Source organism: Shewanella aestuarii (genome assembly GCF_011765625.1).
GTDB lineage: Bacteria > Pseudomonadota > Gammaproteobacteria > Enterobacterales > Shewanellaceae > Shewanella > Shewanella aestuarii_A.
Window position 1 is genome coordinate 650,441 of record NZ_CP050313.1, and the last position, 15,058, is coordinate 665,498.

9 protein-coding genes and 1 pseudogene are annotated in these 15,058 nt (G+C 41.3%); 1 reads left to right on the top strand and 9 read right to left on the bottom strand.

Translation table 11 applies throughout. The features are described 5' to 3' along the window. Positions 1-87: 87 nt before the first annotated feature. The 9 genes and pseudogenes from napA to rsgA form a co-directional block, all read right to left on the bottom strand. Positions 88-2,571, bottom strand: coding sequence for a nitrate reductase catalytic subunit NapA (gene napA / locus HBH39_RS03015; protein WP_167675496.1), 2,484 nt, complete (start codon positions 2,569-2,571; stop codon positions 88-90). Between the two features lie 247 nt (positions 2,572-2,818). Beyond that, complete coding sequence (locus HBH39_RS03020) at positions 2,819-3,973, bottom strand: lipocalin-like domain-containing protein (RefSeq protein ID WP_167675498.1); 1,155 nt, start codon at positions 3,971-3,973, stop codon at positions 2,819-2,821. Next, positions 3,973-6,597 (bottom strand): ABC transporter permease, encoded by a 2,625-nt coding sequence (locus HBH39_RS03025; RefSeq protein WP_167675500.1) that lies wholly within the window; start codon positions 6,595-6,597, stop codon positions 3,973-3,975. The genes HBH39_RS03020 and HBH39_RS03025 overlap by 1 nt, the downstream gene beginning before the upstream one ends. Before the next feature lie 14 nt (positions 6,598-6,611). Further along, positions 6,612-7,370: an ABC transporter ATP-binding protein gene (locus HBH39_RS03030; protein WP_167675502.1), complete on the bottom strand. Its 759-nt coding sequence runs from the start codon at positions 7,368-7,370 to the stop codon at positions 6,612-6,614. A gap of 61 nt (positions 7,371-7,431) precedes the next feature. Continuing rightward, positions 7,432-8,150: pseudogene (locus HBH39_RS03035) on the bottom strand (glycerophosphodiester phosphodiesterase). Positions 8,151-8,173: 23 nt separating this feature from the next. Further along, the gene (locus HBH39_RS03040) at positions 8,174-11,377 is read right to left on the bottom strand and encodes a mechanosensitive ion channel domain-containing protein (RefSeq protein ID WP_244325771.1); all 3,204 of its coding nucleotides are present in this window, start codon (positions 11,375-11,377) and stop codon (positions 8,174-8,176) included. A 55-nt stretch (positions 11,378-11,432) separates the two neighbouring features. After that, entirely contained in the window at positions 11,433-12,293 is an 861-nt protein-coding gene (locus tag HBH39_RS03045) for a DMT family transporter (RefSeq protein ID WP_167679938.1), read from the bottom strand. Positions 12,294-12,308: 15 nt separating this feature from the next. Continuing rightward, on the bottom strand, positions 12,309-13,175 hold the full coding sequence (gene asd / locus HBH39_RS03050) for an archaetidylserine decarboxylase (protein WP_167675504.1): 867 nt from the start codon (positions 13,173-13,175) through the stop codon (positions 12,309-12,311). Positions 13,176-13,225: 50 nt separating this feature from the next. Then, on the bottom strand, positions 13,226-14,287 hold the full coding sequence (rsgA, locus tag HBH39_RS03055; RefSeq protein WP_167675506.1) for a small ribosomal subunit biogenesis GTPase RsgA: 1,062 nt from the start codon (positions 14,285-14,287) through the stop codon (positions 13,226-13,228). A gap of 113 nt (positions 14,288-14,400) precedes the next feature. Here rsgA and orn point away from each other — a divergent pair, with 113 nt between their 5' ends. After that, the gene (orn, locus tag HBH39_RS03060) at positions 14,401-14,946 is read left to right on the top strand and encodes an oligoribonuclease (protein ID WP_167675508.1); all 546 of its coding nucleotides are present in this window, start codon (positions 14,401-14,403) and stop codon (positions 14,944-14,946) included. Positions 14,947-15,058: the final 112 nt, after the last annotated feature.

A 15,058-nucleotide genomic window follows, 5' to 3' on the forward strand; every position in this document is an offset into this window, starting at 1 on the left:
AATGTTTATAATTCCTATGATGGCGAGTGGTTAAATGATTTAATTCCATTACTCTTACCCGCCATATCCGTAAGCATGTTTGGTGATTTAAGCTTTCATGACTTTAACTGGACATTTTTTAAAGTCAGTTTCTTTGGATAGCGGATCAGTCGCATCTAACAATAATTTGTTAACTAACTGTCTTGCATCGAAGAAAGGCATAAATACCACACCTCTAGGCGGCTTGTTACGGCCTTTGGTTTCTACTCGAGTTTTGACCTCACCACGTGGAGAAGCAACGACCACCTCATCACCACGATTTAAGCCACGCGCTTTAGCGTCTTCAGGGTGCATAAAGATTTGCGCATCTGGATAAGCTTTATGAAGTTCTGGTACGCGGGCTGTCATCGAACCTGTATGCCAATGTTCAAGCACGCGGCCCGTAGACATCCATAAGTCATATTCGTTATTTGGCTCTTCTGCTGCTGGCTCATAGGGTAGGGCGAAAATAACCGCTTTACCGTCTGGTTTGCCATAGAAGTTGAAACCTTCACCCGCCTTCACATAAGGATCGCTACCTTCAACAAAACGGCGCAATGTTTCTTTGCCGTTTACAACTGGCCAGCGTTTACCACGGTTTTCATGGTAGCTGTCAAAAGTATCCAAATCGTGCGCATGGCCACGACCAAACTGTGCATATTCTTCAAACAGACCTTTTTGTAGGTAAAACCCAAAGTGCTCGCTTTCGTGGTTATAAGCGCCTTTACAATCAGTTGTCGGGAACTTATTCACGACACCATTGGCAAACAGAACATCGTATAAGGTTTTATCAGCATATTCCGGTTTTTTAGCAATAAGCTCAGCAGGCCACACTTCAGACACTTTAAAGCGTTTTGAGAACTCGACTAATTGCCATAAGTCAGATTTAGCGCTTTGTGGAGCTGGCACTTGTTGATGCCACATATGAGTGCGACGCTCAGCATTACCGTAAGCGCCTTCTTTTTCGACCCACATTGCGGTGGGTAGAATTAAGTCTGCTGCAGTTGCCGTGACGGTTGGGTATGGGTCTGATACTACGATGAAGTTTTCAGGGTTACGGAAACCTGGGTAAATTTCATCATTGATATTGGGTCCAGCCTGCATATTGTTAGTACACATAGTCCAGTAACAATTTAGCTTGCCATCTTTAAGCATACGGCTTTGAAGTACAGCATGGAAGCCTGGTTTTGGCGGAATGGTGCCTGCCGGTAATTGCCATAATTTTTCGGTAATTTCACGGTGTTTATCGTTATTCACTACCATGTCAGCAGGTAGACGATGGGCAAAAGTACCTACTTCACGTGCTGTACCACAAGCTGATGGCTGACCCGTTAGTGAGAACGGGCTATTGCCTGGGGTGGCGATTTTACCGGTAAGTAAGTGAATGTTATAAAGCATGTTATTAGCCCAAACTCCACGAACATGCTGGTTAATACCCATGGTCCATAAGCTCATGACTTTAATGTTTGGATCAGCGTATGCTTTGGCCATCTCGATAAGATTTTCAACAGGTACGCCACTCATTTCTGACGCATATTCTGCCGTATAAGTGCTCACGAATTTTGCGTATTCATCGAAGCTAATCGGGGTTGAATTGCCGTTGTCTGGGTTTTTAGCTTTTTTCTGAAGTGGATGATCAGGACGAAGGCCGTAACCAATGTCGGTTACACCAAGAGCAAATTTGGTGTGCTTGTTAACGAAGTCTCTATTTACGGCTTTATTTTCAATGATGTAGTTAGCTATAAAGTTTAAAATGACCAAATCTGTTTGTGGTTTAAATACCATTGCATTATCGGCTAGATCAAAGCTGCGGTTTTGAAAGGTTGATAATACGTGTACTTTTGATTTTTCATTACTTAAGCGGCGATCAGTCAAGCGAGCCCATAAAATAGGATGCATCTCTGCCATGTTAGCGCCCCAAAGGACAAAATGATCCGCTGCTTCTAAATCATCATAGCATCCCATTGGCTCATCAATGCCAAAAGTACGCATAAATCCAGCCACGGCAGATGCCATACAGTGGCGGGCATTTGGGTCTATGTTGTTAGTTAAAAAACCGGCTTTATGCAGTTTCGCTGCAGCGTAGCCTTCCCAAACGGTCCATTGACCAGAACCAAACATACCGACAGAAGTTGGACCTTTTTTAGCGATACTGGCTTTCCATTTTTCAGCCATGGTATCAAGTGCGACATCCCAGCTTACTGGCGTAAACTCACCTTCTTTGTCGTACTTACCATTTTTCATTCTTAATAATGGTGATGTCAGGCGGTCTTTACCATACATAATTTTAGACAGAAAATAGCCTTTAACGCAGTTAAGCCCTTTATTGACAGGGCTTTCTGGATCACCTTGGGTAGCAACAACTTTGCCACCTTTTGTACCAACTAATACACTACAGCCTACACCGCAGAAACGACATGGTGCTTTGTCCCATTTGATATCTGAACTGCCTTGCGCGGCATTCACAACATTAATGGGGATGGCTAGGCCTACAGCAGATGCAGCTGCGGCAGCGGCATTGGCTTTTAGAAACTCGCGACGGCTTATGCTCATGGTGTTCCTCACTCTTTATTAAGTTAACTGATTAATGCAGATGTTAAATCTTTTATTATGTTATTGAGTCTAAACCTGATAATTTGTAAGGATATACCCCTGAATAGGTATAGTGATTAATTGGTGCTCGAAATCACATTTTTAAGCGTGAGATGGATCTCATTTAGATTAGATTGAAAGTGCTGTTTTAGATTGGGCTAATTTATTTTATTTTTATACTCCTTAAAGAGTATTGAGATAATTGAGCTCAGTAGCCGGTTAGCTCCATATAACCCATCCCCTCATGGCTCCCTTTAAAGTCAATGGGGCCTTCCCAATAAGGTGTCGATAATGGCATCTCACTATTAGGGTTGAGCGCATCAGTTGTGATGTGAATTTGTTCGCTGGGAATGTCAATTTGCCAGCTCACAGGGTATGACTTATCTTTAATCTTATGCCAACTTACTGGTTTCATGCTGATTTCGTTGGGATGACTACCACTGGTGAAATTACGTCCAGTTCCATCAGAGAGCATGACTCGTGCGCTGTAAAAATTATCTGTCTCAGTTTGGCCACGTAAGCGAAATATCATTAAGGTAGTGTTTGTATCAAGCCTAATTGAAAACCAGTCCCAACCTTGCTGACTTTTTGTCAGTAATTGCGAACTCCACTCTCTGTCTAACCATGCCTTACCGGTCACATTTTCTGTTTTACCTTCACGGGTAATGGTGCCATTAACATCAATATATGGCTGGCTGTAATAATGCGAGGCAACTTGTCCGTCACGGCTTTTAATGCTGAAGCCTTGTTCACCTTGCAGTTGCCATGGATGTTGACTATCTAGTGATAATTGATAGCCAAACAAGGCATCGGTTACTGTTAATGTGGCAGGAAAAGGCGATGCTTGCGAGGTTTGCCATTGCCAGTTATCTAAGTACACCGCAAAAGGATTAGCTGATACGCCAGCAAACTCTGGGTGAGCTCGGGCAAATTTTTCAGCTTTATAGTGCTTATTTTTAGAGGTTAACGCCACATGTGCCATATATAACTGGTTTGTCGCCCACTTAGAATCTGAGGTTGATGATGGTTGATTATCAGGAGCGCTTAATGCGCTGCGAAATTGTGTCCATTGAATACCAACTTGTTCACCGGCATCAGTAGTCAGGTTCGCTGTGATATACCACCATTCTATTCGAAAGCCGTTATGTGCTTGATGGTCATCTGGAAAAGTTAACACCGTTGTTGGTAAGACTTGATGATAAAGCTGATTATTATCATCGCTGCCGAGTAATTTCCCCATAGAGACTGATGAGTTTGATGATGTTTGAGGCTGTTGTTTAGCATTGTCGCAAGCCATCACCAAGCTAGTTAACAGCAATAAAAGACTGCAATGGAACACGCGTTGTTTGATGAAGTAAGTCATTACAATGCTTCCTGCTGTAAACTGCTGATGAGTGGTTTTCGGGTTTGCCAGTAAAGGGGGAGCGCGACGGCAATTAAACAACTGATTAAGGCGATGGCGACAACCCGAATATATGCTGACCAATCCCATAGCATGGCAATTGTCCAACCAAAGGCTTGTAAGGTCACTTTATTGATGAGCAAATAACCGAGTAACGCCCCCATAGGTAAGGCCAACAAGCAAGTAATCAACACTATCAGCATCATTTGGCTAGTGACCATTAAGCGTAGTTGGTTGCGGCTAACGCCTAAGGCATAGAGGCGTGCTAGTGGTGCAAGCCTTGCTTGGGTTAGCATTAAACAAGCGCTAAATAAGCCAATGGCTGCCACCAATAACGTTAGGCTATTCAGCACCACTGTGATTGAAAAGGTTTTGGTAAACATGGTAATGGCTTCATCTTTAATGCGCTGCTGGCTATACATAAAAGCGGATGAGACTCCAAGTTCGCTCATTAATAATTGCTGTAGTTCATTCGTTTCACCTTGATAGCGCACGGCTAGACTAATGGGGTTGGGGGGTAAATTATGTTGATGCCAAAGTGTTGGCGAGATAATCACTTCACCTTTTGGGTTACCATAATCAAAATAGATGGCTGAAATAGTTAAAGGGTTATCATTGGGATGGGGGAGCTTATCAATACTAATGCTATCGCCAATTGATAGTTGATGCTTAATGGCTAAAGGTTCACTGATAAGCACAGTATGGCCTTGCTTAAATTGCTGCCAAAAATCATCGCTTGTGCTAGCGGCGGTTTCGACCGTGGTACTTTTCATTATGGTGGTTTCTTTAATTGAAGGTAGGTCACGGCTAACTAGGTTGATTGGGACATTTGGTGTATTTAATTTGGCATCTATGGTCCATTGCTCGAACACATCATCAACTTGCTTGTTGCTGTTAAGTAGCTTGATTAATGCCGGCATGGTATTCGGGTTGGGCTTAACATAAAGGTCAGCATGTAAGCGACCATCTAACCATTGTTTCAGTGTGACTTCAAAACTGTCTACCAAGGTGTTCATTGAAATATTGGCGCATAATGCTAATAAAATAGCCATCATGGCCAAGGATAACGGCGCAATAATTTCTTTACTTTCAGCAACAACATATTGCCACAGTCCCTTGGGCATCAAGGGCTGCAACCATTTGATCGCTAAGTTGATAGTTTGCGGCAGTAATAAAGGGATTGATATCGACACAATACCCAGCAAAATGAGGCTATGTTTGTACTGGTTGGTGACGTTGAATAGCAAGCCGCATATTGTAAGTAGCAGGCAGGCAATGAAAGCCTGCTTTTTGAATATTGATTCAAAAGGAGCGATATGAGCTTGTCGCTGTGCTCCTTGAGCCAAAGGAATACGAGTGAGTTGAATTAACAGAGGTAAACAAGCTGCTAATGAGGCAAACAAAGTGAGGCCTAAACCTTGAGCAAACCACTGCCATTGCCAAATGCCGGGTAACAAGGTGGCACCGTATATTTGCTCTAACGTCATGGCTACCATAGGCTGTAACCACTGTGATAGCTGTAACCCTAAAATAAAGCCAGCAATGCTGCCGATAATCACCAAACAAGTTATTTCTATGATCAGCGCCACTAACATGTTTTGCCGCCCCAGTCCCATTTGTAGTAGTTGAACAAATAGCTTTTGTCGTTTCATCAAGCTATATCGCACGCCGTTATAAGCAATAAAGAGTCCAACCACAAAAGCAAGCATGCTCATGGCATCTAAGTTTAAATGAAAGCTGGCAGTTAAAGCTGAAAGCGATTCTCCATCATCTTGCATATCGATAGTGAGTTTACTGGTATCAAATCCGCCCTTCGCTAAAGCAGTGATTATCACACTGCGCTGTTGGTCTATCTGCTGAGATTTTGTCAGGGCTGTATCGGGGCTATCTTCTGCAAAAACAGCAATATAACTAAGCTGTTGCGGCATATTTAGCAAGCGCTGGGCAAAGGAAATATCAGCCAAAAGGCTTGTGCCTAAATTAAAGCTGTCATCAATGGCAATCACGTCAATATTGATGTCATTCAGTATTAACTGTTGACCCGTTAATTTATTCACTTTGTCGATAAGATTGGCAGACATCATGACACTAGCTTGACCATTTATCAGTGAAAAAGAGGGGCCGTTTGAGGCTGAATCGTCGGGCGTACTACTTGATAAAGTACTTGAAGATGATGTGCTAGCCTGATTGTTATGGCGAGCCGAATGGGTATTGTTATCTTGAGTTTGTAGGGTTAATGCGGCAACTAAATCACTACCTGTTACAAGCCAGCTGCGACCTTGTGGATCGTTTGCTAAGCCTTCTATTACTGCTAAAGATTTAATGCCACTTCTTCTCAGAGCAAAATATACTGCTTCATTTAAAGGGGACTGATCTTTATTGGTAATAAAAAAGTTGGCCCGCTGACTAAGTAGCTCATTTGTTTGGCCGTAGCTTTGTTTGGCATTTTCATTGGTTGCTTTAACGCCAATCAATAAGGTAACCGCTAAAATGATGCCTAACAAAATAGCGCTGGCTTGAATTGGTGCATGGCGATAATGTTGCCAAAATATCTTTAAACCGCGTTGAATTAATGCAAATGACATAAGCTCAACCTCGGTTATTTGTTTGCTAATAAATTGGTTTTGTTTTTATCTAAAGCGCTGGAGGCTTCAGAAGGAGCAAGATCTTGAGCAAGGTGGGTTTCGATAATCTGCCCTTGTTGAAGATGCCAGCGAGTTTGCATAAATTCAGCACACTGATCGCTATGAGTTACCATCAAAATACAGGTATTAGTTTGTTTAGCTAATTGAGTCAGTAGCGCCATCACTTGCATGCCCGCCTGTTCATCAAGATTTCCTGTCGGTTCGTCTGCTAGTAGTAATTGCGGTTTGTGGGCGAGGGCGCGCGCAATCGCGACGCGTTGTTGCTGACCTCCCGATAAGTTTTCGACAGAACGCGAGAGTAATTCATTCAATCCAAGTTGCTGACAAAGTTCATCGCACCAAGGGTTCCACTGTTGTTGGTTTAAAGATAGTGCAAAACTAATATTGTCTCGAACATTTAAAGGGGTTAACAGGTTGAACTGCTGAAATACCACCCCGAGATGCTGACGGCGAAATTGGCTCCATTGTTTGTCTAGCCAATTAGAGGTTGAGGCGAGTGAATTAGTTGATAAAAGTGATAAGTCGCCAGAATCAATGGATTCGAATCCAGCAATAATATTAAGTAAGGTGCTTTTACCACTGCCGCTTGGCCCCGTTAAGGCAACCGTTTGGCCTTGATGGAGTTTCAAATTGACCTTATCAAGCACTTGATGAAATGAGCCACCATCAATAAACCCTTTACAGATATTTTCCAGTGATACGATGGTCTTCATCAATACTCCTTTAATTAGCGTCGTTCCATGGTACGTTTTAGAAAGGGCTAAAGTTCATTTGCTACTCAAACCAATTTGGATAATGCCCCGTATTTTGCTTTAATGCCGCTTTGGCTTTGTCTGGATAATTACTAAAAATGCCATCGACTCCCATCGCTTGCAGGGCGCAGATATCATCAGCGCAATCCACTGTATAAACATATACTTTCGCCCCGCGCTGGTGGGCGTCATCAATAATAGCTTGATTAATAAAGCTTAAATCAAGGTGAATTGAGTAGGCTTGTAAATCTGTTACTGATTGAGCTAAATCAAGCGGAATCCCCCCAGAAGTGGCGCCACATAGGCTTGAGGTAAAGCTTGTTTTACTTGCGCTAAATAAGGGTGATTAAAAGAGCTGATGATGAGCTGCGCAGGGGCAAAATTTAGCGTTGTTAGGATGTTGGAGTACATAGCTAATAAGGGCGCAACCGTGTTATCGCCTTTTAATTCAATATTTACTGTGCACTGGCCATTCACTAAGTTGAGTACCTGCCAAAGCGTTGGGATAGGTTGTTCTTTTACCTTACAATGGCCTAATTCCGCGAGCGTTTTGTGTTTAATTAAGCCTGTTCCTGTTGATTTTCCCTCAAGGCGACGATCATGGAAGACAACCAATTCACCTTCAACGTTATGCACATCGAGCTCAATGGCTTGTACACCTAAATCTAAGGCAACTTGCATGGCTGCTAAGGTATTTTCTGCTTGATAACCACTGGCACCGCGATGAGCAAATATCAACATAGAACCGCTTTCCTACTTGTTAATTAGGCCTTAATTAAGCCAGAGCCGTCTTTGTTCTGATTTGGATTAATATGTAAATCCATTTGTGGATACGCTAACACGATATTGTTGTCTTTGAGCTTTTGCACCACTTGCTTGTGCAATGAATGACGAAGTGGCCAGCGAGCATCCATATCTTTGGCATAAGTACGCACTTCAAAGTTTAACGTGTGGCTGCCAAAGCCAGCAAACCATACATCTGGCTCAGGCACTTTTAAAGCAAATTCACACTCACTGACAACTTGGCGTAATAGCATTTCTACTTTATTTGGGTCAGAGTCTCTAGCAACGTTAACCGTTACTATGACACGAGTAATCGGGTCTGATAATGACCAGTTAATTAATTGCTCTGTAATGAATGCCTTATTAGGCACAATGATTTCTTTTCTATCCCAATCCACGATTGTGGTCGCTCTAATTTTAATTTTGCTTACCGTGCCACTTAAATCTCGAATCGTGACGGTATCGCCAATTCGGATTGGCTTTTCAAATAGTATGATCAAACCAGAAATAAAATTGGCGAAAATTTCTTGCAACCCAAAACCTAACCCCACTGAGAGCGCAGCCACTAACCATTGTAATTTAGACCATTCCATTCCCAATGATGCGAAGCTAGCTAACGTGCCAATAAAGAGGACTAAATAGCTGCTCACCGTGGTTATTGCAAATCCGGTGCCGGTGGATAAATCTAAGCGCTGAAGAATGGTGAGTTCTAATAAGCCGGGAAGGTTTTTAGATATCATTATCGATAAGCCAATAATAATACTGCTAATAAACAAGGATTTTAATGTAATTGGTAGCAGTTGCTCTATGCCATTTAAGTTGGTTGTTGTGGTCCATAAGGTGACGCCATCTAAAAATGGTAATAGCGAGGTATGGTTTTGCGATAACCAGGCTAAAATTGTGGCGAAAAAGGATAACAACAGCACTGACCTAACTAGTCCAAGTGATTGACTCGAAATTGTTTCTAAGTCAACTACCGGTTCTTCATAGCCATCTGAACTGTCAACTGAACCTGAGTCTTCCCTTTCTCTTAGTGCGATTCTTTCAGCTCTTTTCGCTTTTGCGCGATCAAACGCAATTAAACGGCGCTCAATTAACATCCATCTTTTTATCAATTGATAAGCGAGTAAAAAACCTAAGCCAAAAAGCAGTGAAATTTGCATTTGAATCAACATTTGAAATGCAGTGTAGTAATAGCCAATAGCAGATAATATGGCACTACTGATCGGTGCTAAAAACAGTATGCTCCACATGATCTTTTGCAGCATTTTCATATTGAGATTATCTTTTCTATCAATGCGATATTGTTGGATCACTGCAAGAAGATGCCTATACATCAAGAATAGTAAGTAACAAAAAAAGATGAATGCTGCACGACCAATGCTATTACGAAATGTGGTGTTATCAATTGACTCTGCAAATCCCAATATTCCGATAATCGGGAATGAAAATATCATCAAGGTTTTGAGTTTATGATGAGAATCTTGAATAAGCGCTTTTGGGCGTCCGAAGTGGCTTATTAAAATGCCATTGTCTTGTGACAATATGAAAGCAAATCGATAAATCAGGTAAACCAAGCCTATAGATAACACTCCCGTACCAATTGCGTGGGTAAAATTATTTGTGGAGTCGAACAATATGACGCCAGCAATTAAGATGGGGACAGGTTTGAAACATGCGTAAATAATCGTAAAAATCAGGGCTTTGACAGTATATTTAAACTTATCTTGCGTCACATTGCCCACATATTCGCTGTATCTGTTTAAGAGATTATTGAAATGTGGGCTTAATAAATCTTGAGCCATAAAGCACAAAATGGTTAGGATAATCCACCATCCCCATGAGGCGGTGTTGAGTTGCAAAGACTCGATTAACTGTTGCCATTGTGCGTGATTAAATATCCATAAGCCACTGATAGTTATGTCTTTTAGCCAGAGTGCGTTGATTGGTGTTGCATTAGGTACCCAAAATAACTGCTCATTAAGTGTGTTTTTTAGTGTTTGATGCAAAATAATAAGCTGACTATAGCTAATACTGAGTTTGGCTAATTCAGCTAAATAATGATCATAAGTATCAATGAGTTGACCTATTAATACTTGTTGAGCTTGTAGGGTATTTATTTGTGTTTCACTCAACCCACTTGCTGAAAATAATTGTTGTGCATTTGATGTTTGTTGTTGTTCCAATTTGTAACGCTCAAATCGGCTGTCACTGATATTTTTTTGTAATAGTTCTTGGTTTGGAGGTTGAGGTAATGAATGCAATATGTCTAGAAATCGCTCACCAAATGCGGAATTACTTTTCATCCAAGTGAGCTGTTCTTGCACATTGGTCAGTTGCAACGTAAGTCTTTGATAGTGCTTTTCTGTTTGTTCTTGTAAAACAATTACGTCATTAATGTCATTATTTATTTTTAATAATTGGTTACTTAGCTCTTGATTATATAGCTTTATTTGTTGAGTGAATGTGTCTTCATTAGGGCTAGAGGGTATTAAGCTGTTTGCAATAGTTTCTGCAGTTTTTTGCTCGCGATTTTCAATGCTCTGCTTATTGATCAGCTCGATTAAGGCTTCTTGTTGATTTAGGGATTGCCTATTCAATTGTAATTGTAAACGAACCACTTCTAATTGCTTTGGGTTTGCGTTTAGTTCTGCTTGTAAGGTGGATTGCTTTTGTTGCAATAGCCGTGTTTGTAGGTTGTAACGTTGGCCTGCAGGTGTGTCTTGTGGTGGCGCTAAAGTTTTACTTTGCTGGCTAATTGCGTTTGAGGCTTGGCTAAGTAAATCTGGTAACAGCTTTTGGCGAGCAGTTAATTTATTAAGTTGATCTGTTAAGCTGGCATCTGTTTCTTTTAACTCTGACAAATGAAAGTAAGCCATAGATGTTTGTTGGCTTATGTTTAAATCAGGGTCTAGTTTAGGTGGTGAAATAACTGCATTGAGTTGTTTTTCTAGATTTTTTTTTATCTTTTGATTGTTGGCATTTGCGTTTAAAAAGCTTTGCTCTTCTAATGCTAGCTTTTCGATACTTGCACTTAACGCGTCTATCTGTTCATTAATATCAAGAGAGGTAGGTTGTGGCTCGACTGGCTTAACACCCATTTGCAGTGGATTATTTGCCCAGCTAGATGAGGCAAAGCTGAAAGATAAACTGATAATAAGTAATATTTTTGCAATGCGTAACATAAGAATAAGCTCTAAGAAAGACACCAAGATAGTAGCAAACAACTTAAGTAGACGCTTATTTTTTTTGATGACTTTGTTGCGTTTCAAATAAGGCTGTTGCAACAATAATGCTTCCACCAATCAAGGTGTTAGTCCCTGGCTGTTCGTTTAGTATGAGCATTGCTAACACGGCACCATAAAAAGGCTGTAAACACGAAACCAAGCCCGCTGTTTTAGCGCTTAAATAACGCAGTGCTGAAGTAAATAAAGCATGTGGCATTGCTGTAAATACCACCCCAAGTACTAAGATGAGTAATACAGTATGCTGATCCAAATCATGAGCCTTAACATCTTGCCAAGGACTCAGTAGTATTACGGTGATCAAGGTTTGGTAAAGCATCCCATGGGCGCCACCATATTCACTAAAATAGCGCTTGTGTAGTATATTTCGTATGGCAAAAAGCATCGCCGACACCACACCAACCAAAATCCCTAAGGTGATATCATTGTGAAGGTTTGGTTCAGGGATTAGTAGTATGACTCCTGTTAGCACGGCTAACCCTGAAAAAATATCCACTAGTTTGAGGCGTGTGCGATTCACTATTGGCTCGATAAGCACGGTTATCACTGGGTAGGTGAAAAAGGCAATCATACCGACAGCGATTGAGGATAATTGCATTGCTGCAAAATATGTCACCCAATGGGCGCTGACAAGCACACCTAAACCCAAAGCAATCAAATAATCTTTTTTGTGATGTAGCGCGAGTGATTTTTGAGTGACTTTAACTAGCAAAGCTAACGTGAACGCGGCAACAATACAGCGTAAAAAGGTAATATTGAGGGCGCTTAAAGGAATAAGCTTAGAAAACAGTGCCGTACCACCAAATAGCAGTACGGCAAGGTGTAGTTCAATGAGACCGGAGCGCGGCTTCAAGATGAACGTTCAGCTGAGTTATTCTAGGTTCAATTTTGCAAAAGGTTGACCCATGCGTGTGGTTTCACCTGGTTCAACGCCGTCAACAAAACTATCGATTGCGTGTTCGGCAAATAGCATCACCACTGTACTGCCTAACTTAAAGCGACCCATTTCTGCGCCTTTGTCTAGCGTTAATGCGTCTGGCCCTGTGGTTGGATAATCCCAGCTAAACACTTGCTTTCCTGCTGGTGGTGTTACTGTACCGGCCCATACAGTTTCAATACTTGCGACAATGGTTGCACCTACTAATACCATAGCTAATGGGCCTACTTCGGTTTCAAATATGGCAACAACGCGCTCGTTACGGGCAAATAGTCCAGGAACATTTTGTGCCGTTAATGGATTTACTGAAAATAAATCGCCTGGCACATAAGTCATTTTTGAGAGGGTGCCTTTAATTGGCATGTGAATACGATGATAGTCTTTTGGTGCTAAATAAATGGTTGCAAAATCACCACCATCAAATCGTTGTGCATCAGTAGTATTGCCGCCTAACAAAGCTTGAGAAGTATAACTATGACCTTTGGCTTGGAAAATATTGCCCGCTTCGATTGGGCCGCATTGACTCACCGCGCCATCAACAGGGTGAGCCATAATATCTGCATCTTGGCAAATTGGACGCAAACCGTCTTTTAATTCACGCGTAAAAAAGGCGTTGAAGGTTTTGTATGCTTCAGGCTCACTTTTGGCCGCTTCAGACATATCGATTTTATATTGCTTAATAAACCACTTGATAAACGCCGTAGTAAACGCACCAGCTTCAGCAGCGGCAAACTTGCCCACTAATCGTGATAAAAAGTGTTTTGGCATAATGTATTGCAAAGCAATTTTTAGTGAGTCCAATTTGATTCCCTTATCTTTGTTCTTTTTACAAAAATTTGTATTAATTAATTTTATTCTTCAGCCGCTCTAAAGTGTCGAGCATGTCGCTGTTCATCAAGGCTGGCGATAATGCGTTGGTAATTGCTGAATCTGTCTTGGGTTATCTTGCCATCCTTTAGTGCCTGTTGTATTGCACAGCCAGGATCATCGCCATGTTTACAATCTCTAAACTTACAGGTTCCAAGGAACTCTCTAAACTCAATAAAGCACCAGCCTACGCGTTGAGCTGGTAGATGCCATAAGGCAAATTCTCGTACACCAGGAGAATCTATAAGATCTCCACCGCTGGCAAAATGTAAAAGCTTGGCAGTGGTCGTGGTGTGTTGCCCTAAACCTGAGTTATCGGAAACATCTCCCACAATTAATTCTGCTTCAGGCATTAATGCATTAATTAATGATGATTTACCCACACCGGATTGTCCGGCGAAAATACTTACTTTATTGTTTAAAAGCGAGATTAATTCGTTAATCCCTTCACCCGTGTGACTACTGACTTGATAAACTTGATAACCAATAGCTTGATAACGTGCTAAAGCTTGTTCTATTTCTGGGCGATTTTCATCATTAAGTAAATCAACTTTGTTCAGTACAATGACCGGAGCAATATCGGTATCTTCACATGCCACTAAATAGCGGTCGATAATTTGTGTGGTAAAGCTTGGCAACACCGATGATACAATCAAAATTTGATCGATGTTGGCAGCAATAATCTTTACACCGTCATAGAGATCGGGGCGGGTTAAAGATGATTTGCGCGGGTGAACCGCTTCAACGATACCGCCAATATTTGAGCTTGCTTGTACTTCAGTTGCTAAACGTACAATAACCTTATCGCCAGTAACGAGACTAGTGATATTACGGCGAATATTACAGCGTGTGATGCTGCCGTCTTGGGTTTCGATATCAGCATGTTGACCAAAACGAGAAATCACCACACCAGCTTGTTCAGGCGTTAGTAAGTGATCTTGAATATCTGGGCTATCTTTATCTGTGTCGGCGCGCTTTAATCGTTTAGTTTGATTGGCTCGCATGCGACGCAATTGCCCTTGGCTTAGGGGTTTCTTTTTACTCACAGGATAATCTTCATAAATAAAGGTGTTTTTGTGTGTCTCAAAAACACAGTATGATACACCCTCTTGGATAAAAAAGCCTGAATTTAGGGCAATAGACAAAATAAGGCAAAAAAATGGCTGCTGATGCGAATAACCTAATTTGGGTTGATTTAGAAATGACAGGTCTTGAGCCTGAAGTTGATCGTATTATTGAGATTGCAACTTTAGTAACGGATCAAGAATTAAATATCATTGCACAAGGGCCTGTATTGGCTATTCATCAAAGCGATGAAGTATTGGCTGGCATGGATGATTGGAATCAAAAACATCATGGCGAGTCAGGTTTAATTGATCGCGTCAAAGCAAGCCAATACAGCGAACAAGATGCAATTGAGCTGACAATAAAGTTTTTAGCTGATTATGTGCCAAAAGGTAAATCACCTATGTGTGGCAACAGTATTGGTCAGGATCGTCGTTTTTTGAATAAATATATGCTTGAGTTGGAAGATTATTTCCATTATCGAAATATTGATGTTAGTACAATTAAAGAGCTAGTGCGACGCTGGAGTCCTGAAACGATGAATGGTTTTTCAAAGAAGAATACTCATCAAGCATTAGAAGACATCAAAGAATCAATAGCAGAATTACAGTATTATCGTAGCCAAGTATTTAAAATTTAATCAATCGAATCAAATTTTGAAAAAAGAGGTTGCAGCCCTGCCAATTTTACCTATAATGCGGCCTCAACTTTCTACAGAGCACCAAACTCTGATTGCTAGAAAGTGAAATATT

Excerpts from the sequence above, each read along its gene's own strand:
- napA (WP_167675496.1), bottom strand. The coding sequence starts at position 2,571 with ATGAGCATAAGCCGTCGCGAGTTTCTAAAAGCCAATGCCGCTGCCGCA.
- HBH39_RS03020 (WP_167675498.1), bottom strand. The coding sequence starts at position 3,973 with ATGACTTACTTCATCAAACAACGCGTGTTCCATTGCAGTCTTTTATTG.
- HBH39_RS03025 (WP_167675500.1), bottom strand. The coding sequence starts at position 6,597 with ATGTCATTTGCATTAATTCAACGCGGTTTAAAGATATTTTGGCAACAT.
- HBH39_RS03030 (WP_167675502.1), bottom strand. The coding sequence starts at position 7,370 with ATGAAGACCATCGTATCACTGGAAAATATCTGTAAAGGGTTTATTGAT.
- HBH39_RS03040 (WP_244325771.1), bottom strand. The coding sequence starts at position 11,377 with ATGTTACGCATTGCAAAAATATTACTTATTATCAGTTTATCTTTCAGC.
- orn (WP_167675508.1), top strand. The coding sequence starts at position 14,401 with ATGGCTGCTGATGCGAATAACCTAATTTGGGTTGATTTAGAAATGACA.